This is a genomic window from Paraburkholderia susongensis, from assembly GCF_900177725.1.
Classification (GTDB): Bacteria; Pseudomonadota; Gammaproteobacteria; order Burkholderiales; family Burkholderiaceae; genus Paraburkholderia; species Paraburkholderia susongensis.
In genome coordinates this window covers 41,086-61,652 of the sequence record NZ_FXAT01000004.1, presented here as the reverse complement: position 1 = coordinate 61,652, position 20,567 = coordinate 41,086, and the positions used below count along the sequence as shown (strand labels likewise).

General features: G+C 65.4%; 17 protein-coding genes. 11 read left to right on the top strand and 6 right to left on the bottom strand.

All coding sequences use genetic code 11. The features are described from left to right. Window positions 1-166: 166 nt before the first annotated feature. The 6 genes from B9Z01_RS13215 (at window position 167) to B9Z01_RS13190 (ending at window position 7,399) form a co-directional block, all read left to right on the top strand. Entirely contained in the window at window positions 167-1,777 is a 1,611-nt protein-coding gene (locus tag B9Z01_RS13215; RefSeq protein WP_085483648.1) for an FMN-binding glutamate synthase family protein, read from the top strand. A 192-nt stretch (window positions 1,778-1,969) separates the two neighbouring features. Beyond that, entirely contained in the window at window positions 1,970-2,977 is a 1,008-nt protein-coding gene (gene glyQ, locus B9Z01_RS13210) for a glycine--tRNA ligase subunit alpha (RefSeq protein WP_085483646.1), read from the top strand. Window positions 2,978-2,992: 15 nt separating this feature from the next. Further along, entirely contained in the window at window positions 2,993-5,092 is a 2,100-nt protein-coding gene (glyS, locus tag B9Z01_RS13205; protein WP_085483644.1) for a glycine--tRNA ligase subunit beta, read from the top strand. Window positions 5,093-5,102: 10 nt separating this feature from the next. Then, window positions 5,103-5,657: a D-glycero-beta-D-manno-heptose 1,7-bisphosphate 7-phosphatase gene (gene gmhB / locus B9Z01_RS13200; RefSeq protein ID WP_085483642.1), complete on the top strand. Its 555-nt coding sequence runs from the start codon at window positions 5,103-5,105 to the stop codon at window positions 5,655-5,657. Window positions 5,658-5,697: 40 nt separating this feature from the next. Beyond that, window positions 5,698-6,456 carry a lysophospholipid acyltransferase family protein gene (locus tag B9Z01_RS13195; RefSeq protein ID WP_085483640.1) on the top strand — a complete coding sequence of 253 codons (759 nt, stop codon included), beginning with the start codon at window positions 5,698-5,700 and terminating at the stop codon, window positions 6,454-6,456. 40 nt (window positions 6,457-6,496) lie between these two features. Continuing rightward, window positions 6,497-7,399, top strand: a complete 903-nt coding sequence (locus tag B9Z01_RS13190) for a M48 family metallopeptidase (protein WP_085484741.1) — start codon at window positions 6,497-6,499, stop codon at window positions 7,397-7,399. A gap of 88 nt (window positions 7,400-7,487) precedes the next feature. Here the strand turns inward: B9Z01_RS13190 and gloA are convergent, their stop codons facing one another. Further along, window positions 7,488-7,871, bottom strand: coding sequence for a lactoylglutathione lyase (gloA, locus tag B9Z01_RS13185; protein WP_085483638.1), 384 nt, complete (start codon window positions 7,869-7,871; stop codon window positions 7,488-7,490). A 211-nt stretch (window positions 7,872-8,082) separates the two neighbouring features. Between gloA and B9Z01_RS13180 the strand changes: the two genes are divergently transcribed. Next, entirely contained in the window at window positions 8,083-9,039 is a 957-nt protein-coding gene (locus tag B9Z01_RS13180) for a DMT family transporter (RefSeq protein ID WP_085483636.1), read from the top strand. Window positions 9,040-9,101: 62 nt separating this feature from the next. Here B9Z01_RS13180 and rsmA read toward each other — a convergent pair whose 3' ends face one another. The 4 genes from rsmA to B9Z01_RS13160 form a co-directional block, all read right to left on the bottom strand. Beyond that, window positions 9,102-9,944: a 16S rRNA (adenine(1518)-N(6)/adenine(1519)-N(6))-dimethyltransferase RsmA gene (rsmA, locus tag B9Z01_RS13175; RefSeq protein WP_085483634.1), complete on the bottom strand. Its 843-nt coding sequence runs from the start codon at window positions 9,942-9,944 to the stop codon at window positions 9,102-9,104. A 210-nt stretch (window positions 9,945-10,154) separates the two neighbouring features. Continuing rightward, window positions 10,155-11,165, bottom strand: coding sequence for a 4-hydroxythreonine-4-phosphate dehydrogenase PdxA (gene pdxA, locus B9Z01_RS13170; protein ID WP_085483632.1), 1,011 nt, complete (start codon window positions 11,163-11,165; stop codon window positions 10,155-10,157). Between the two features lie 14 nt (window positions 11,166-11,179). Continuing rightward, complete coding sequence (locus tag B9Z01_RS13165; protein WP_208625985.1) at window positions 11,180-12,547, bottom strand: peptidylprolyl isomerase; 1,368 nt, start codon at window positions 12,545-12,547, stop codon at window positions 11,180-11,182. 65 nt (window positions 12,548-12,612) lie between these two features. Further along, window positions 12,613-14,979, bottom strand: coding sequence for an LPS-assembly protein LptD (locus B9Z01_RS13160; protein ID WP_085483628.1), 2,367 nt, complete (start codon window positions 14,977-14,979; stop codon window positions 12,613-12,615). 221 nt (window positions 14,980-15,200) lie between these two features. Here B9Z01_RS13160 and B9Z01_RS13155 point away from each other — a divergent pair, with 221 nt between their 5' ends. Further along, on the top strand, window positions 15,201-16,268 hold the full coding sequence (locus B9Z01_RS13155) for an aminoglycoside phosphotransferase family protein (RefSeq protein WP_085483626.1): 1,068 nt from the start codon (window positions 15,201-15,203) through the stop codon (window positions 16,266-16,268). Window positions 16,269-16,271: 3 nt separating this feature from the next. Beyond that, window positions 16,272-16,991, top strand: coding sequence for an N-acetylmuramate alpha-1-phosphate uridylyltransferase MurU (gene murU, locus B9Z01_RS13150; RefSeq protein ID WP_085483624.1), 720 nt, complete (start codon window positions 16,272-16,274; stop codon window positions 16,989-16,991). Window positions 16,992-17,028: 37 nt separating this feature from the next. Here the strand turns inward: murU and B9Z01_RS13145 are convergent, their stop codons facing one another. Continuing rightward, on the bottom strand, window positions 17,029-18,936 hold the full coding sequence (locus tag B9Z01_RS13145; protein WP_085483622.1) for an ABCB family ABC transporter ATP-binding protein/permease: 1,908 nt from the start codon (window positions 18,934-18,936) through the stop codon (window positions 17,029-17,031). 282 nt (window positions 18,937-19,218) lie between these two features. On the opposite strand from B9Z01_RS13145, the gene B9Z01_RS13140 reads away from it, so the two are divergent. Then, the gene (locus B9Z01_RS13140) at window positions 19,219-19,614 is read left to right on the top strand and encodes an acyl-CoA thioesterase (protein WP_085483620.1); all 396 of its coding nucleotides are present in this window, start codon (window positions 19,219-19,221) and stop codon (window positions 19,612-19,614) included. A gap of 298 nt (window positions 19,615-19,912) precedes the next feature. Beyond that, entirely contained in the window at window positions 19,913-20,527 is a 615-nt protein-coding gene (locus B9Z01_RS13135; RefSeq protein ID WP_085483618.1) for a glutathione S-transferase family protein, read from the top strand. Window positions 20,528-20,567 lie beyond the last annotated feature (40 nt).

The following is a 20,567-nucleotide window of genomic DNA, read 5'->3' as shown; positions in this document are numbered from 1 at the left end:
ACGATGCATAGCGGCGATGTTCGCGGGAGCGGCGCGCCCGGCCGCTTCAGGCTAACATCCGTTTCACGCCGACTCGCGCCCGCCAGTTTTCCTTCGCGGTGAATTCCGTCTGCGCCGCCCGCGCGGACGATCCCGCCGCAACGATCTTCACTGCACTGGAGCCCCCATGTTTTCTCGACGCTATCTGGCCATGTGGTGCGCAATCGCGCTCCTCGTCGTGTGCGCCGCGCTTGCCGCGACACATCACCTGTCGTGGTTCTGGCTCGTCGTGCCGGCGGCGCTCGTCGCGCTCGGCGTGTTCGATCTGACCCAGCAGCACCACGCGATCCTGCGCAATTACCCGCTGTGGGGCCACCTGCGCTTCATCTTCGAATTCATCCGCCCGGAGATCCGCCAGTATTTCGTCGAGGACGATACCGACGAAAAACCGTTCTCGCGCGCGCAACGCAGCATCGTCTATCAGCGTGCGAAGAACGACGTCGACAGCCGCCCGTACGGCACGAGGATCGACGTGAAGGCCATCGCGCACGAATGGATCAGCCACTCGCTCGCGCCGACCACGCTCGACGGTCACGACTTCCGCATCGTCGTCGGGCCGGATCGCGCGCAGCCCTATTCGATGTCGATCTTCAACGTCTCGGCGATGAGCTTCGGCTCGCTGTCGGCGAACGCGATCATGGCGCTCAATCTCGGCGCGAAGAAAGGCAACTTCGCGCACGACACCGGCGAAGGCTCGATGTCGAAGTATCACCGCGAGCATGGCGGCGACATCATCTGGGAAATCGCCTCGGGTTATTTCGGATGCCGTAACGACGACGGCAGCTTCAACGCGGAGAAGTTCGCGAAGCAGGCCGCCGAGCCCCAGGTGAAGATGATCGAGGTGAAGCTCTCGCAAGGCGCGAAGCCCGGTCACGGCGGCGTGCTGCCGGCCGCCAAGATCACGCCCGAAATCGCGGAAACGCGCGGCGTGCCGATGGGCCGCGACTGCATCTCGCCCGCGACGCATTCCGAGTTCTCGACGCCGCGCGAACTGCTCGAATTCGTCGAGCGGCTGCGCACGCTCTCGGGCGGCAAGCCGACCGGCTTCAAGCTGTGCATCGGGCACCCGTGGGAATTCTTCGGCATCGCGAAGGCGATGCTGGAAACGGGCATCCTGCCGGATTTCATCGTCGTCGACGGCGCAGAGGGCGGCACGGGCGCGGCGCCGCTTGAATTCACCGATCACGTCGGCGTGCCGTTGCAGGAAGGGCTGCTGCTCGTGCACAACACGCTGGTCGGCATCGGCCTGCGGCAGCGCATCCGCATCGGCGCGAGCGGCAAGATGATTACCGCGTTCGACATCGCGAAGACGCTCGCGATCGGCGCGGACTGGGTCAACGCGGCGCGCGGCTTCATGTTCGCGGTCGGCTGCATCCAGGCGCAGACCTGCCACACGGGCCGCTGCCCGACCGGCGTCGCGACCCAGGACCCGGTGCGCCAGCGCGCGCTCGTCGTGCCGGACAAGGCCGACCGCGTGTTCAGCTTCCACCACAACACGCTGCACGCGTTGCAGGAGATCATCCAGGCCGCGGGGCTCAAACATCCGGCGGAGTTGCGCGCGCATCACATCGTGCGGCGCGTGTCGTCGCATGAAGTGCGGCTCATGTCGGACCTGCTCAAGTATCTCGAACCGAACGATCTGCTCAACGGCAACTACCGCTATACGCTGTTCGAGAAGTACTGGCCGATCGCGCAAAGCGATTCGTTCTCGCCGAAAGCGGAGCTGGCGGCAAGTTAGGGCCTGTTCACGCTAATTACAGAGTTGCGAACGGGCCCTGGCTCGCCCAAAACCGCCCGCGCGCCCGTGCGGCCCCGCAAAACGGGCCGCACCCTTTCCTTTCCGTTAAAATCTCGGGTTTAGCACTTCGCTCCACGGCCCCCTCGCGCGCGCCGGCGCACGCGGCACGGCCCCATGCCCGAAAGGCACTTCATGCTCACGTTTCAGCAAATCATCCTGACCTTGCAGTCCTACTGGGACAAGCAGGGCTGCGCGTTGCTCCAGCCAATCGACATGGAAGTCGGCGCGGGCACGTCCCACGTCCACACGTTCCTGCGCGCAATCGGCCCCGAGCCGTGGCGCGCCGCCTACGTGCAACCGTCGCGCCGCCCGAAGGACGGCCGCTACGGCGAGAACCCGAACCGTCTGCAGCATTACTACCAGTACCAGGTGGTGCTCAAGCCCGCGCCGGAAAACATTCTCGACCTGTATCTGGGCTCGCTCGAAGCGCTCGGCTTCGACCTCAGGCAGAACGACGTGCGCTTCGTCGAGGACGACTGGGAAAACCCGACGCTCGGCGCCTGGGGTCTCGGCTGGGAAGTGTGGCTGAACGGCATGGAAGTGACCCAGTTCACGTACTTCCAGCAGGTCGGCGGCCTCGACTGCAAGCCGGTGCTCGGCGAAATCACCTACGGCCTCGAGCGCCTCGCGATGTATCTGCAAAAGGTCGAGAATGTCTACGACCTCGTGTGGACCGAGTGGGAAGAGCAAGGCCCGAATGGCCCGGAAATCCGCCGCCTCACCTATGGCGACGTGTATCACCAGAACGAAGTCGAACAGTCCACGTATAACTTCGAGCACGCGAACGTCGATCTGCTGTTCACGTTCTTCAACAGCTACGAAGCGGAAGCGAAGCGCATGATCGAAGCGCAGATCGCGCTGCCTGCTTATGAACTCGTGCTGAAGGCCGGCCACACGTTCAACCTGCTCGACGCGCGCGGCGCGATTTCGGTCACGGAACGCGCGGCATACATCGGCCGGATTCGCGCGCTGTCGCGTCTGGTCGCGCAGGCTTACTACGACTCGCGCGAAAAGCTCGGCTTCCCGATGCTCGGCAATCCGGTGCACGGCGTGCCCGGCCTCACCACCGACGAGCAGGAAGCCGCGATGCCCGCGTGGGCGCCGCCGCTGAAAGTCGAGCGCAAGATCGACCAGGACTGACGAGAACCTCAACCAATGACTCAATCTCAACACGCTACCCTGCTCGTCGAGCTGCTGACCGAAGAGCTGCCGCCCAAGGCGCTCGCGCGTCTGGGCGACGCCTTCGCCGAAGGCATTGCGCAGCGCCTCGCGGCGCGCGATCTGATCGAAGGCGACCTGTCGTTCGAACGCTATGCGACGCCGCGCCGCCTCGCTCTCACCCTCCACAATGTGCGCGCGGTCGCGCCGGAAAAGCACGTGCGCGAAAAAGTGCTGCCGGTCTCGGTCGCGCTCGACAAGGACGGCCAGCCCACCGCGCCGCTCGCGAAGAAGCTCGCCGCGCTCGGCTTCCCCGACTTCTCGGTGAACGACCTCGAACGCGCCCAGGACGGCAAGGCCGAAGCCTTCTTCCTGCGCTATGCGGCGCCGGGTGCGACGCTCGCCGACGGCCTGCAGGGCGCGCTCGACGAAACGCTCGCGAAGCTGCCGATTCCGAAGCCGATGACGTATCAGCGCCCGGACGGTTCGAGCGTGCAATTCGTGCGTCCGGCGCATCGACTGACCGCGCTGCACGGCGAAGAAATCGTGCCGGTCAGCGCGCTCGGCATCGACGCCGACGACACCACGCTCGGCCATCGCTTCCTCTCCGAAGGCTTCGTGCAGATCCAGCATGCGCAGTCGTATGCCGAAACGCTCAAGCACAAAGGCCGTGTGGTCGCGAGTTTCGCCGAGCGCAAGGAAACCATCCGCGTGCAACTGCTCGAACAGGCAGGCGAAGACAAGGTCGTGATGCCCGAGTCGCTGCTCGACGAAGTGACGTCGCTCGTCGAATGGCCCGTGGTCTATGAATGCCGCTTCGAGGACGAATTCCTGCAGGTGCCGCAGGAATGCCTGATCCTCACGATGCAGACGAACCAGAAGTACTTCGCGCTGACCGATGCGAACGGCAAACTGCGCTCGCGCTTCCTGATCGTGTCGAACATCGAGACGCAGACGCCTGTCGAGATCGTCGAAGGTAACGAGCGCGTGGTGCGCCCGCGTCTCGCCGACGCGAAGTTCTTCTTCGAGCAGGACAAGAAGAAGCCGCTCGCGGATCGTGTGCCGCTGCTCGCGAACGTCGTCTATCACAACAAGCTCGGCTCGGCGCTGCAACGCGTCGAGCGTCTCGAAGGACTCGCCGGCGCGATCGCCGGGTTGACCGGCGCGGACGTCGCGCTCGCCAGACGCGCGGCGCGTCTCGCGAAGGCCGACCTCATCACCGACATGGTCGGCGAATTCCCCGAGCTGCAAGGCACGATGGGCACGTACTACGCGCGCCACGACGGCGAGCCGGAAGAGGTCGCGCTCGCGTGTTCGGAGCACTACCAGCCGCGCTTCTCGGGCGACGCGTTGCCCGCCACCGCGACCGGCACCGTCGTCGCGCTCGCGGACAAGCTCGAAACACTGGTCGGCATCTGGGGCATCGGCCTGCAACCGACCGGCGAGAAAGATCCGTTCGCGCTGCGCCGTCATGCGCTCGGCGTGCTGCGCATTCTGGTCGAGAAGCAGTTGCCGGTCGACTTCGTCGAACTGCTGCGCGCCGCCTACGCGCAATTCGCGGGCGTGCCGAACGTCGCCGATTCGACTGACGCGATCTACGAATTCAGCATGGACCGCCTGCGCGGCCTGCTGCGCGAACGCGGCTACGCGGCCGGAGAAATCGACGCGGTGCTCGCGCTGAACCCGACGCGGCTCGACGACATCGTCGCGCGCCTCGACGCGGTGCGCGAATTCGCGTTGCTCGCCGAAGCGGAGTCACTCGCGGCGGCCAATAAGCGCATCTCGAACATCCTGAAGAAGTCGGACGGCGCGGCAACGGGCGGCGTGCAGCCCGCACTGTTCACCGAAGCGGCGGAAAAAGCGCTGCATGCGCAGCTCGAACAGGTCGCACCGCGCGTGCAGTCGCAACTGGCCGCGCGCGAGTACACCGGTGCGCTCAGCGCGCTCGCCGCACTGCGCGAGCCGGTCGACACGTTCTTCAACGACGTGATGGTCAACGCCGAAGACCCGGCGTTGCGCGCCAATCGTCTGGCCTTGCTCGGCGCGCTGCATCAGCAGATGAACTGCGTCGCCGACATTTCCCGACTCGCCGCCTGAGCCCAGCGCCATGCCGAACAAGAAAGTGGTGATCCTCGACCGCGACGGCGTCATCAACGTCGACTCCGACGCGTTCATCAAGTCGCCCGACGAATGGATCGCGCTGCCCGGCGCATTCGAGGCGATCGCGCGTCTGAACCAGGCGGGCTATCGCGTCGCGGTCGCGACGAACCAGTCGGGCATCGGCCGGGGTCTGTTCGACATGAATGCGTTGAACGCCATGCATCTGAAGATGCACCGGCTGGCGGCGGCCGTCGGCGGGCGCATCGACGCGGTGTTCTTCTGCCCGCACACGGCGGAAGACCACTGCGAATGCCGCAAGCCGAAGCCCGGCATGCTGAAGATGATCGCCGAGCGTTTCGAGATCGATCCGGCGCATACGCCGACCGTCGGCGATTCGCTGCGCGATCTGCAGGCAGGCGCGGCGCTCGGTCATCCCACGCATCTGGTGCTGACCGGCAAGGGCCGCAAAACGCTCGCCGCCGGTGGCCTGCCGGAAGGCACGATCGTGCACGACGACCTGCGCGCGTTCGCGCTCGACTTTCTCGCCGACGCCCAGGAGTGACGCGCACGCCGCGCGTTTCCAACCCTCACCGACCACGCCGATGCGCTCTCTCCGCTCCCTGCTGCTGCTGATCTATTTCGTCCTGGTCACGGTACCGTACGCAACCGCGTGCTTCATCGCGTTTCCGTTCCTGCGCGCGGAAAAGCGCTACTGGATGGCGGCCGGCTGGTGCCGCATCACGCTGTGGACGGTGCGCTACCTGAACGGCATCCGCTACCGCATCGAAGGCTACGAGAACCTGCCCGACGGTCCGGCGGTGCTGCTGTCCAAGCATCAGTCGGCATGGGAAACGCTCGCGTTTCCGGCGATCATGCCGCGGCCGCTGTGCTACGTGTTCAAGCGCGAGCTGCTATACGTGCCGTTCTTCGGCTGGGCGCTCGGCATGCTGAAAATGATTCACATCAACCGCAAGGAAGGCAAATACGCGTTCGTGTCGGTCACGAACCAGGGCAAGGCGCGCATGGCCGAAGGCGCGTGGGTCATCATGTTTCCGGAGGGCACGCGCACGCCGACCGGCAAGCAGGGCAAGTACAAGACCGGCGGTGCGCGCTTCGCGATCGCAACCGGCGCGCCGGTCGTGCCGATCGCGCACAACGCCGGACGCGTCTGGCCGCGCAACTCGTTTACGAAATATCCGGGTATAGTCACAGTGTCGATCGGCAAGCCGATCGACACGACGGGACTCACCCCCGAAGAAGTGAACACGCGCGTCGAACAGTGGATCGAAGCCGAAATGCGCCGCATCGATCCCACGGCATACAGCGCGGCGGCAAGCGATTCCGCCGCCGCTCCCATCTGACGCGCCACGCCCTCGCGGCGTATTGCGCGAAGCGAAGCCGATGCAGAAGTCTCCTACGCCGCAGCCCGCCGCGGCGCTCGAAAACCGGCAGCTCGATCTCCCGCTCTTCGCCGAGCCGGGGTCGACGTCGTCGTCCCCTTCACCTGTGGCGCCCGGTTCGCCGGGGCCAGCGGGCCTCGTGCCAGCCACACCGCCCACCGTGCCGCTCGCGCCGGACGGCAGCAAGCTGCGCAGCCTCGCCCTCGGTTCGCGTACGCTGCACTACGTGCTCAAACGTTCGGCGCGCCGCTCGATCGGCTTTGCGATCGACAGCACCGGGCTCACGATCACCGCGCCGCGCTGGGTCACACTTGCCGATATCGAAACGGCGATCACCGAGAAGCAGCGCTGGATTTTCACGAAGCTGATCGAATGGCAAACGCGCGTCGAACAGCGCGCGCTGCCGAAAATCGACTGGAAAGACGGCGCCGAGGTGCCCTACCTCGGCCAGCCAGTGCGCGTGACGCTCGGTGCGCCGCAAGGCACGCTCGCGTTCAGCGCCGAGAACGCCGCGCTACGGCTGCCGCTGCCGTTGCAAGCCGACCCGCAACAGATCAAGGATCGTGTGCAGGGCTGGCTGCAAGGCGAAGCAAAGCGCCTGTTCGGCGAGCGTCTGGCGATTTACGCGCAGAAGCTCGGCGTCAACTATCGCGCGTATGCCCTGTCTTCAGCGGCGACGCGCTGGGGCAGTTGTTCGAGCGACGGCAAGATCCGCCTGAACTGGCGGCTCATTCATTTTCCGCTGTCCATCATCGATTACGTCGTCGCGCACGAACTCGCGCACCTGCGCGAGATGAATCACAGTCCGCGCTTCTGGCAAACGGTCGAATCGATTTTTCCGGAATTCCGCGAGGCGCGGCAGACGCTGAAGTCGCATCCGCCGGAATTGCTGCCTACGCTTTGAGGCAGCTTCAGGACTCTCGGGCCGGTATGAAAAACGCGGGCCGGAACTTGCGTCCGGCCGCGCCTGCGGATTCAACCGGCCGTTCACATCACTTCTTCTGGATGAATTCGATCTTGTAGCCGTCCGGGTCCGTGACGAACGCGATCACGGTCGTGCCGTGCTTCATCGGACCAGCTTCGCGCACGACGGTGCCGCCTTGCGCCTTGATCTTTTCGCATGCGGCATAGGCGTCTTCGACTGCGACCGCGAGGTGACCAAAGCCGTTGCCGAGATCGTACGACGGCGTATCCCAGTTGTGCGTCAGCTCGATGACCGTGCCTTCGCGCTCGTCCGTATAGCCGACGAACGCCAGCGTGAATTTGCCATCGGGATAGTCTTCACGGCGCAGCAGTTTCATGCCGAGCAGTTCGGTATAGAAAGCGATCGAACGATCGAGGTCGCCGACCCGGATCATGGTGTGAAGCAGGCGCATTACGCACTCCCTGTTGCTTGGTAACGAGACCGTAAATGTACCCGGAATCAGGCGACGCTGCAGCGCGCGGCGAACCTGCCGCGATTCCCGGGAAGCTCGTGTCGAAGATAGGGGCTTCGATCGGCGCTAATGCAGGTTTGCTATCGTATGGCCTCTGCCATCCGCCCGGCCAACTCATTCGCCGCTTCTCCCTCTCACCACCACACCGCCCATGAGCACTACCACCGCCCTGCCCGCGCGCCGCGCTCCGGATAGCTTCGCGATCCTGCTGATGATCGGCCTCTGCGCAATCTGGGGACTCCAGCAGGTCGCGATCAAGAGCACCAACGCGGCGCTGCCGCCGGTCTTTCAGGCGGGGCTGCGCTCGGCGATTGCCGCGGTGCTGGTGTGGATGTGGGCGCGCTCGCGCGGCACGCCGCTCTTTCGCGACGATGGCACGCTCGGCGCTGGCTTGCTCGCGGGCGTGCTGTTCGCGGCCGAGTTCGTCTGCATCTTTCTCGGCCTGACGCTCACGAGCGCGTCGCGCATGGCGGTCTTTCTGTACACGGCGCCATGCTTCACGGCGCTCGGCCTGCACTGGTTCGTCGATGGCGAACGGATGCGCCGCATTCAGTGGCTCGGCATTGCCGTCGCGTTCGCCGGAATGGCGCTCGCGTTCGCGGACGGCTTCCTGCACACCGGCGCAGGTACAGGCGCAAATACAGGCCACGGCTCGACGCTCGCGGGCGCCGCCGGCGACGCGCTCGGCGTACTTGCCGGCATCGCGTGGGCCGCGACCACGGTCGTGGTGCGCGGCTCACGGTTAGCGCACACGAGCGCGAGCAAGACGCTGTTCTATCAGTTGGCGGTGTCGGCGGTGGTATTGCTCGCGCTGGCGCTCGGGCTCGGCCAGATGCGCGTGGACGCCGTGACGCCGCTCGCGCTCGCGAGCCTCGCGTATCAGGCGGTGATCGTCGCGTTCGTGAGCTATCTGTTGTGGTTCTGGCTGCTCACGCGCTATATCGCCTCGCGCCTCTCGGTGTTTTCGTTTCTCACGCCGCTGTTCGGCGTGACCTTCGGCGTGCTGCTGCTCGGTGATTCGTTCAGCGCGCGCTTTCTGAGCGCCGCGCTGCTCGTGCTCGCCGGCATCGCACTCGTGAACGTGCCGGCAAAGCGCAACAAGGGCTAACGGCGAACGCTCGTGACGGCACCACCGCGATAAGCGGTGCGGCGGTGAATGGCGCCTGCCGCTTATTGCGGCGCAGCCCTGGAGCCTGCCACCGCCTGCGCGACGCGCACGTATTCGGCCACCGGCACGTCTTCGGCGCGGCGTTGCAGATCGAAGCCGAGCGCGTCGAAGTCGACGGTATCGCGCAGTGCGGAGAGCGTGTTGCGCAGCATCTTGCGGCGTTGCGAGAACGCGGCCGTCACCACCTCGCCGAGTACGCGTTCGTCGACGACCGGCAGTTCGTGCCGCTCGTACGGGATCATCCGCACGATCGCGGAGTCGACTTTCGGCGGCGGCTGGAACGCCTCGGGCGGCACGTCGAGTTGCTTGTCGATCACGTAGCGGTATTGCAGCATCACCGAGAGGCGGCCGAATGCCTTGGTGCCCGGCTCCGCGACCATCCGCTCGACGACTTCGTTCTGCAGCATGAAGTGCTGATCGATCACCCGTTCCGCGAACGTCGTCAGATGAAACAGCAGCGGGCTCGAAATGTTGTACGGCAGATTGCCGACGATGCGCAGCGACGCCTTCTCGCCAGGTGCCGCGAGCGAGCCGAAGTCGAACGCGAGCGCGTCGCCCGCGTGCAGTTCGAGCAGGTCGCCGAATTTCGTCTTCAGGCGGGCGATCAGGTCGCGGTCGAGTTCGACCGCATGGAGCGGCGCCTCGGGCGTCGCGAGCCGCTCGATCAGCGGTTCGGTCAGCGCGCCGAGCCCCGGCCCGATTTCGACCATGCGCTCGCCGCGCTGCGGCCGGATCACATCGACGATCGAATCGATCACGCCCATGTCGACCAGAAAGTTCTGACCGAAACGCTTGCGTGCGAGATGGCCCTGGTGACGGCCTTGCTGCTGTCTGCTGGTGGACATCGGAGAAACGCCAGAAAGAAAACTGCTTGGGAAAAGGGGTTAGGTCGGGCTAAACCGGGTTGAGTCGCCGCGCCGCGTGCATGGGAGAACACATGAAGCGCACATATGAAGCACACGTATGCGCGCCGAAGCCGCTGAACAGGCGTCGCTCGAACCACGGCAAGCGCACGCAACGCACACCACGCGCGCACCGCTAACGCGGCAGCGGCCTCAGCCCGCGCGACGGTGCTGCGCCATCGACACCGCCGTGTCGATCGCGGCGATCAGGCTGCCCGCGTCGGCGCGGCCGGTGCCGGCGAGATCGAGCGCGGTGCCATGGTCGACCGAGGTGCGAATGATCGGCAAGCCGAGCGTGACGTTGATGCCTTCGCCGAACGTCGCGTACTTCAGCACCGGCAGGCCCTGATCGTGGAACATCGCGAGCACGCAGTCGGCCTCTTCGAGATAGCGCGGCTGGAACAGCGTGTCGGCCGGATAGGGGCCGCGTGCGTCGATGCCCTGAGCATTCGCGCGCTGCAACGCCGGCGTGATGACGTCGATTTCCTCGCGGCCCAGATAGCCGTTTTCGCCCGCGTGCGGGTTCAGCCCCGTCACGAGAATACGCGGCGCGGGCAGACCGAAGTGCAGGCGCAAATCGTGGTCGACGATGCGCAGCGTCTCGACCAGACTCTCGACCGACAACGCCGCGGACACATCCTTGAGCGGCAGGTGCGTAGTGGCGAGCGCGACACGCAGCGGCCGCTTGCCGGTGCCCGCGAGCATCATGACGACGCGCGGCGTATGGGTGCGCTCGGCGAGATATTCGGTGTGACCGGTGAACGGCACACCAGCGTCGTTGATCGTGCTCTTCTGCAGCGGCGCCGTGACGATCGCATCGAAGGTGCCGGCCACGGCGCCGTCGATCGCGGTATCGAGCAGATCGAGCACGTAGCGGCCGTTCGCGGCGTCGAGCTTGCCCGCCTGCGACGGCGCGCCGAGCGCGCGATGCTCGACTCGCACGCGCTTGCCGTCGGCGATCAGCGCGGCCCAGTCGACGCCCACCGCGCGCGCACGTTCGGCGAGCAGTTGCGCGTCGCCGAGCACCGTGAACTGCGCGCCGGGCCAGTGCACCGCCGTGCCGGCCAACGCCTGCGCCGTCAGCTCGGGACCGACGCCGGCGGGCTCGCCGGTCGTGATCGCGATCCGCGGCGGGCGGCTTGTGGACTGGGCGGCGCCTGTCATGATGCTGACTCCGGTTACTGCACGCTCGACGACGTGATCGGCTTCACTTCCACGTAAGCGGTGTCGCGCAGTTCACGCAGCCAGTCGGCGTAAGCCTGCTCCGCCTTGCGCTGGCCGATCGCCTGGCGCGCGAGATCCATCTGCTGCGCGACCGAGCCTTCCGCGTCGCGGCGGCCCAGCACCTGGATCAGGTGGTAGCCGTATTCGCTGCGCACCGGGTCGCTGATCTGGCCGTCCTGCAGCGAGTTCATCGCGCGCTCGAATTCCGGCACCGTCTCGCCCGGGCTGACCCAGCCGAGGTCGCCGCCCTGCGAAGCCGAACCGTCCTGCGAGTAGGTGCGCGCGAACTTCGCGAAGTCGCCGCCCGCGGCGATCTCGTTGCGGATCTCGAGCAGCTTCTCGCGCGCCTGCGGCTCCGACATGCCGTCGCCGACGCGCAGCAGGATGTGGCGCACGTGCGTCTGCACGAGCTTCGGCGCATCCGCGCTGGTGCCTTGACCGGCGCGGCGCTCCACGAGACGCACGATCTCGAAGCCGTCGTTCGTGCGGATCAGATCAGGATTGACCTCGCCCGGGCGCAGCGCCGACGCGGCCTTGACGAATTCAGGCGGCAGCTTCGACGGTGCGAGGAAACCGAGGTCGCCGCTGTTCTTCTCCGCATCCGGCGCCTGCGAATTAGCCTTCGCGAGCTTTCCGAAATTCGCGCCGCCCTTCGCTTCGGCGAGCAGCGCCTCGGCTTTCTTCTGCGCCGCTTCGATGTCGGTCTCCGACGCGTTCAGCGGCGCCTTCACGAAAATGTGCTGGATATGCAGGTCGTTCGTCTGGCCGGCGTTCGGGCCGCGCTGGCTGGCGATGTAGTTCACGACTTCAGCGTCCGTCACCGTGATCTTGCTGTCCACTTCCTTCTCGCGCAGACGCGAGAGCGTGAGTTCCGTGCGCGCGTCACTCATGAAGGTGCTCCAGGGCACGCCTTGCGCCTCGATGCGCGCGCGGTAAATTTCGAGCGACATGTTGTTCGCCTGCGCGAGACGCTCGAGCGTGCGCTGCACGGCCGCGTCGTCGACGGTGATGCCGTCTTCCTTCGCCTTCTGCAACTGGATGCGCTCGAGCACCATCTGCGTGAGCACCTGCTGGCGCAGCTGGTCCATCGGCGGGACCGGCGCGTTCTGCTGGTTCAGCCGGTGCGTGATGAGACCGATGCGTTCGTCGAGTTCGCGCCGCGTAATGACCCCGTTGTTGACCACCGCGGCGATGGTGTCGACCGTCTGGCCGCTATCGCCACCCAATGCCTGCGCCTGCGCCGGCGCAACCAGAATGAAAGACGCCGCGGCGGCGAGACCCGCCGCGAGTGTTGCCAAGCGAAGCTGTTTCATGATTGCCACAAATACTCCAATGATGTCGGGCGCTTCGCCCGTCTTTTCGCAAGCCATGAATGACCGGGCGAACGTCATTCGTAGTTGGTGAACCGCGACTCCGGCGGCGGCGGCGGCGGCAGCGGCGTATAGCCGGCCACGCTGGTACGGAACGCGGTCATCAGTCCGTTGTCGACGCTCGACAGACCCTTGAACGTCAACTGCGCCAGAAACCGCGTGCTCGACTGATTCTGTCCCGAGGTGTTCAGGCCGTTCGCATAGCGCTGGATGCCGGCGCCGAGCGTCCAGCAGTCCGCGTCGTATTGCAGGCCGATCAGCCCGTCGACGATGCGATGGCCACCCAGGTCGTAATTGAACCGTCCAACCCCGAACACCCGGTGCGACAGCGGCCATTGGCCCGAAATCAGCACCTGATTGATCGGCTGGTTGTCGAGCGTGGTGTTGGCGCGCGTGTAGCGGTACGCGACGTTGATCACCTTGCCGCTCGCCGGACTGAACCCGAAGCCGACGCTCGTCTTCATGAGCTGGTTGTTGTCCGCATTATATTGGAACGCCGTTTCCGAAGCGAAACCGGCGCCCAGCTTGAGCGACGCGCCCGCGATCAGGTCCGAATGCGTGGCCTGCGTGCTGGTTTCGGTCGGCAGCAGCGTGACGCGCTGATCCTGGAAATAGTATTCCTGCGCGATCACGAAACGCGCCCGTTCGTCGCCCGTGGCCGGGTTGATGAAGCGCGTGGTGATACCGGCGGTCAGACGGTTCGCGTCCGCGATCCGGTCGTTGCCGACGAACGTGTTCGGCGTGAAGATTTCCGCGAGGCCGAAGTCGGATTCGGCGGTGTCGAAGAGCGGCGCGTTCTGCTGGTTGCGGTACGGCGTGTACACGTAGTACAGACGCGGCTCCAGCGTCTGGATGTAGTCCGCGCCGAATATGCGCACCGAGCGCTCGAAAATCAGCCCCGTGTCGAAGCTCAGCGTCGGGATCGATTCGGTGAAATTCTTCTGCGAGCCGGCCGGCAGATCGGTGCCGATGTTGTTCAGGTTGTACGACGCCAGGTGCATCTGCACCTTCGGCGTGATGAAGTAGCCCGGACCCACCACCGAATACGACACGTACGGGTTGAACAGCACCCGCTGGCCTTCGGTCACGTCCGCGGTGGTGATGCGGAAGTTCGTGTAGTCGGCTTCGGTGCCGAAGTCGAAACCGCCGACGTTGTACTTCGCATACTTCACGTTCAACTGCGGCTCGCGGCCGTACGGCGCGACCGACGGCTGGAGCGTCTGCCAGTGCTGCTCGCGCGCGAGCACGGACCATGGCCCGTTGTTATAGGTCAACCCGGCTTCCTGCTGGTACAGGAGCTGGGTGCCGTTGATGAACTGGTTGACCGTCGACGACAGGTCTTCCGGATACGTATTGTCCGAAACCCTGTTGTAGTAGATGTAGCCACCGAACCCGTTGCCGAAGTTCTGGTTGTGCTGGATATAGATCGCGTAGCGGTTCGTATGCGTCTGGTGGTCGTCCGGCAGGAATTCGCCGGTGATCGAGCCGGAATACGTGGGCGACAGATAGCGGAACGTGCTTTGCAATTGCACACCGCGCTTCGAGATCAGACGGGGCGTGACCGTCAGATCTCGATTCGGCGCGATGTTGAAGTAATACGGCACCGACAGCTCGAAGCCGTTCGACGAACTCAGCGAGAACGTGGGCGGCAACAGGCCGCTGCGCCGGTCGCCCGAGAGCGGGAACGACAGCCACGGCGACGCGAACACCGGCACGCCCTGGAAGAACAGCACGCTGTTGTAGGCGACGCCTTCGTCCGCGCCGGTGTCGAAATCGAACTCGCTGCCCTTGATGTACCAGGCCGGATTGTCCGTGCACGAGCACGCCGTGTAGGTGCCCCTCGTGAACACCGAGCGCTCCGCGTCGAGCAGGTCGACGCGCTCCGCGCTGCCCGAACCGCCGGTCAGGTTGAAGTGATACTTCGGCGCGGTCATGAAGCCTTCGGTCGAATCCACGCGCAGATGCGCCTCGGGACCGAGGAAGGTATTGCCGGTGTTGATGACGTGGACATTGCCGTATGCGTCGGCCATGTCCGTGTCCTGATCGTAATGCAGCGCGTCGGCCTTGATCACGGACGTGTTGTGGCGCACCTCGGCCGAGCCCTTGGCCGCGAGATCCTGGTCGATCGTGCCGCTCGCGCTGTCGCCGAGCACGAACGTGGCCGGCCGCTGGCCCGTCTGCAACGGATGCTCGTCGAGCTGCGGAGCAAGCTGCATGCCCCAGGGCGCGTCGATCGGTTGCGGCTGCGCAGCTTCCCCCGCCAGTTGGGCATGCGCAAGCGCGGGCATCAGGCCCGGAACGGCGACCAACGCCGCGACGAGCCGCCTTTTTCGCGGCATGACTGCACAGGAGAGAGTGGTTTGGGAAAGCTGTCTGGACGGCATGTATTGTTTGGCAATCGGCCCGTGCGCAAGCTTCCGTGTTGCGATCCACCGCCTGCACACCGCGACCGTGACGTCGGCTGCACGTCAGGATTTACAGGTTGCCGAATGATGAGGCGGGCGGTGGAACGGAACACGCGAAAGCCAGCGTGTGAGTCGCGTCAAAAAAGTCGTGGGGTATTATATGGCAAGACGTTGTCCCTCAGAATTTGCCGCCGGTTTTCATGACGCTGCCCTCGCCCCACGACCTCACCGACACCCGCCTCCCACTACTCAAGGCCTGGCTGCAAAGCCACGCGGCGCGCCACGCGCTCGAGCCCGACAGCCTCGTTCCGGCTTCGTCCGACGCGAGCTTTCGCCGCTATTTCCGGCTCGCCGGTAAGGCGCCGCAAGGCAACGGCGCGGCCACGCTGATCGCCGTCGACGCGCCGCCGCCCGAAAAGTGCCGCGAATTCGCGCAGATCGCCGAGTTGCTCGACGCCGCCGGCGTGCACGTGCCGCGCGTGCTCGAAGTCGACTTCGACGCGGGCTTCATGCTCGTCACCGACCTCGGCAGCGCGCCGTACCTCGGCGCGCTGACCGACGCGCAGGCCACCGGCGACACGCGGCGCGCCCGCGCGCTGATGCGCGATGCGCTCGACGCGCTGATCCGCTGGCAACTGAGCTCGCGCGAAGACGTGCTGCCGCCGTTCGACGAAGCGTTCCTGCGCCGCGAGATGGAACTGATGCCGGAGTGGTTCATCGGCCGGCACCTCGGACGCGAGGTCGACGCCGATATGCGCGCGCTGCTCGATCGCAGCTTCGCGCTGCTGATCGCGAGCGCCCGCGCGCAGCCGCAGACCTTCATGCTGCGCGATTTCATGCCGCGCAATCTGATGATCGCCGCGCCGAACCCCGGCGTGCTCGACTTCCAGGACGCGGTGTACGGCCCGATCACGTACGACGTCGTGTCGCTGCTGCGCGACGCCTTCCTCAGCTGGGACGAGGAGTTCGAACTCGATTGCTTCGCGTACTACTGGGAGCGCGCGAAAAAAGCCGGCCTGCCGGTCGATCCCGACTTCGGCGAGTTCTACCGCCAGCTCGAATGGATGGGGCTGCAACGGCACATCAAGGTGCTGGGCCTCTTCTGCCGGATCAATTACCGCGACGGCAAGGCGCATTACATGAACGATCTGCCGCGCTTCATCGGCTATGCGCGCAAAGTTGCGGAACGTTACGCACCGCTGCGTGCGTTCGCGAAGCTGCTCGATGAGCTCGAAGGCCGCGCCGAAGAAATCGGCTACACCTTCTGACCGATGACGATGTCCGTGAAGAAAGCAATGATTTTTGCCGCGGGCCGCGGCGAGCGCATGCGTCCGTTGACCGACGCGTGTCCCAAGCCCTTGCTCGAAGCGGGCGGCAAACCGTTGATCGTCTGGCAGATCGAGCGGCTCGCGCGAGCCGGCATCGAGACGATCGTCATCAATCACGCATGGCTCGGCGAACGGATCGAAGCCGCGCTCGGCGACGGTTCGCGCTGGCAGGTCGAGTTGCGCTATTCGGCGGAGCCCGGGCGCGATGCGCTGGAAACCGCGGGCGGCATCGCATATGCGCTGCCGCTGCTCGAAGACGAAGGCGCGAGCGAAGTGTTCGTGGCGGTCGCCGGGGACGTATATGCCGATTTCGATTACAACACGCTTACTGCACAGGCCGAGCGCCTGCGTGCGTTGCCCGAGCCGGGCATGCATCTCGTGATGGTGCCGAACCCGCCGTTTCATCCCGACGGAGACTTCGGTCTCGCCGGCGGCGTGCTTTCGCTCGATACGCCGCCGCGTCTGACGTTCGGCAGCATCGGGCTCTACGACACGCGCATGTTCCGCGATCTGCCTCGCGGCACGCGGCGCGCGCTCACGCCTTATTACCGCGAGACGATTGCACGCGGTCTTGCGAGCGGCGAGTTGTATGAAGGTTTGTGGGAGAACGTCGGCACGCCGGAGCAATTGCGGGAGCTGGACCGGCGGCTGAAGGCGAGCTGAAGGTGGGTCGAGAGTGAACTGAGGGCGGCCTAAGGCCTCATCTCGCGCCCTCATCCACCCCCACCGCGCCGATCGCCCCTTCCGTTTCCGCTGCCGCCTGCGGCGTCTGCGCCGCACGCTGCTGCAGCGCCCACATCTGCGCGAAGAGGCCATTCGCGCGCAACAGATCCGCGTGCGTGCCGCGCTCGGCGATACGCCCCTTGTCCATCACGATGATCTGCTGCGCGTGCACGACCGTCGAAAGCCGGTGCGCGATGATGAGCGTCGTGCGTTCGCGGGCGATCTGGTCGAGTTCGTGCTGGATCGCGCGCTCGGAACGCGAATCGAGCGCGGACGTCGCTTCGTCGAACAGCAGGATCGGCGGATTCTTGAGGATGGTCCGCGCAATCGCGACGCGCTGCTTCTCGCCGCCGGAGAGCTTGAGCCCGCGCTCGCCGACCGGCGTGTCGTAGCCCTTCGGCAGACTCTCGATGAACTCGTGGATATGCGCCGCGCGCGCCGCCGCGATTACTTCCTCGCGCGCCGCCTCAGGCTTGCCGTACGCGATGTTGTAGTAGATCGAGTCGTTGAACAGCACCGTGTCCTGCGGCACGATACCAATCGACGCGCGCAGCGAATCCTGCGTCACGTCGCGAATATCCTGTCCGTCGATCACGATCGCACCACCCGTCGCGCGCTCCAGATCGTAGAAGCGGAACAGCAGCCGCGCGAGCGTCGACTTGCCCGAGCCGCTGTGTCCCACCACCGCGGTCGTCGTGCCGGCCGCGATCGTGAAGCTCACGTCGTGCAGGATCTGCCGCGCCGGTTCGTACGCGAAGCTCACGTGCTCGAAGCGCACCTGCGCGCCGCTTACCTGCAATGCGGGCGCATCGGGCGCGTCGGGCACTTCCTGCGGCGCGCCGAGCAGCGAGAACATGCGGTCCATGTCGGTCAGGCTCTGCTTCAGCTCGCGATACACGACGCCGAGAAAATTGAGCGGAATATAAAGCTGCAGCATGAACGTGTTGATGAGCACGAGATCGCCGAGCGTGAGATGCCCCGCCATCACGCCTTGCGTCGCGCGCCACAGGATGAACACGAGCCCCGTGCCGATGATCGCCTGCTGCCCGAAGTTCAGCGCCGAGAGCGAACGCTGCGACTTGATCGCGGCCGTGCGATAGCGCTTGAGGTTCTCGTCGTAACGGCTCGCTTCCCATTCCTCGTTGCCGAAGTACTTGACGGTCTCGTAGTTGAGCAGCGAATCGATCGCGCGCGAATTCGCTTTCGAATCGAGCTCGTTCATCGTGCGGCGAAAATGCGTGCGCCACTCGGTGACCTTCACCGTGAAGATGATGTACACGGCGAGCGCGACGAACGTGACGATCGCGTAATACGCCTCGTATTTGACGACGAAAAAGCCGAGCACGAGGCCGACTTCGACGAGCGTCGGCAGGATGCTGTAGAGCGAATAGGAAATGAGTTGCGTGATGCCGCGCGTGCCGCGTTCGATGTCACGCGACATGCCGCCCGTTTGCCGTTCGAGATGAAAGCGCAACGACAACGCATGCAGATGGCGGAACACCTTGAGCGCGAGCTGGCGCACCGCGCTTTCGGTCACCTTCGAGAACAGGATCTCGCGCAACTCGGTGAAAAACGACGTGGACAGCCGCACCACCGCATACGCGACCACGAGCAAACCGACGCCACCGAGCAACACGATGCCGGGCGCGTCCTGCGCGCGGCCGAGCGCGGTCAGGTGCTGGACCGACGCGAGGCCGTCGACGATGCGCTTCATCACGATCGGCACGCCGAGATTGGCGACCTTCGCGCCGATCAGGCAGCTGAGCGCGAAGCCGACGCGCCATTTGTAGGTGGCGAGATACGGCAGCAGCGACAGGATCGTCTGCCAGTCGTTGCGAGGCTGGGTGGAAATCGGCGAGGGTTCGGACGAAGGCGTGCGGCGCATGGGGTCGGCTTGGGGGAGTGTGTGGAATTGCCGGAGTTCGCAGCGGCGCGGAGGCTCGACCCGCCGCCATGGCCCGCGCGGGCCGCGTGAGCCGCATAAACCGCCTGAGCTCGCGGCCGGCGCGGCGCGCGGGTCACGCGCTTCGCTGGGCGCTTTCCCGTACAATTCCTGATCTTCGTATTGTCGCAGAAGCCCGCCGGCGCCGCTTTTCATGGGCTCTACGGCCGGGCCGGTCCAGCCAATACGTCAATACGCGTGAATACGTTTCTCAAGGATGTCCCGATGACCGATCTTCTTCAACTTCCGTCCAAGCCCTGCGCGCTGCGCGTGATGCCGCAGCCGGCGGACGCGAACATCCACGGCGACGTGTTCGGCGGCTGGATCATGGCGCAGGTCGACATTGCCGGCTCGATCCCGGCAAGCCGCCGCGCGAACGGCCGCGTTGCGACCATCGCGGTCAACTCGTTCCTGTTCAAGCAGCCGGTGTTCGTCGGCGATCTTCTGAGCTTTTACGCCGATATCGTCAAGACGGGCAATACCTCGGTCACGGTGTCGGTCGAGGTATACGCGCAGCGCATGAGCCTCGCCCAGGAAGTCGTGAAAGTCACCGAAGCGATCCTGACCTACGTCGCCACCGACAGCGACCGCCGTCCGCGCGCCCTGCCCGTGCTCGACTGAGCGCTGCCGCCAACGAATTCGCCGCCAGCGAAGTTACCGCTACCCCGCGCGCCCGAGGCCCCCAAACCTCGCCGCTGCGGCTGCCGCGCCCGGGCAGTCCGCTGGCAGTCTCCCGGCAGTCCCCCAGCAGTCCCCATTTCCTTCCCGCAGAAAATCTCCGCCGCGGCGCTTTCGTTCACGCGCAAGGATGCTTAAGCTAACGGTTCCACGCGTCACGCGCCGCGCCGATGGGCAATCGCCCCAGCCCGGCAGCGCACGAGGCCGGGCGCCCAATGGTCGATCTTCTAACGGGAATGAAATGAAACTGATCGGAATGCTCGACTCGCCCTACGTGCGGCGAGTCGCTATCTGTATGAAGCTGCTCGGGCTCGACTTCGAACACCAGTCGGTTTCGGTGTTCAGTACCTACGACCAGTTCGCGAAAATCAACCCGGTCGTCAAGGCGCCGACGCTGATCGCCGACAACGGCTCGGCCCTGATGGACTCGACGGTGATCCTGCAGTATCTCGCGCTGCTCGCCGGCCCCGGCCAGCGGCTCTTCCCGACGCGTCCCGACGAAGCGCTGCGCGCCGCCCGGCTGACCGGCCTCGCGCTCGCCGCGAGCGAAAAGAGCGTGCAGATCGTCTATGAACGCAATCTGCGCCCGGCCGAGAAGCAGCACGAACCGTGGGTCGAGCGCGTGCGCACGCAACTGCTCGCCGCTTACGCCGGGCTCGAACGCGAACTCGCCGCGGCGCCGCTGCCCGAACGGCAGGAACAGTTCGACGCGGCGGGCGTTGCTGTCGCCGTCGCCTGGTACTTTACGCACATGATGCTGCCGGAGATGGTGAGCAAGGCCGCTCATCCGCAACTGGAGAAATTCTCCGCGCTCGCGGAAAGCCTGCCGGTGTTCAGGGAGACGCCGGCGGTTTGAGCGGCTGACGTGAAGCGGCACGAAAAGTGACGAAAAGGGG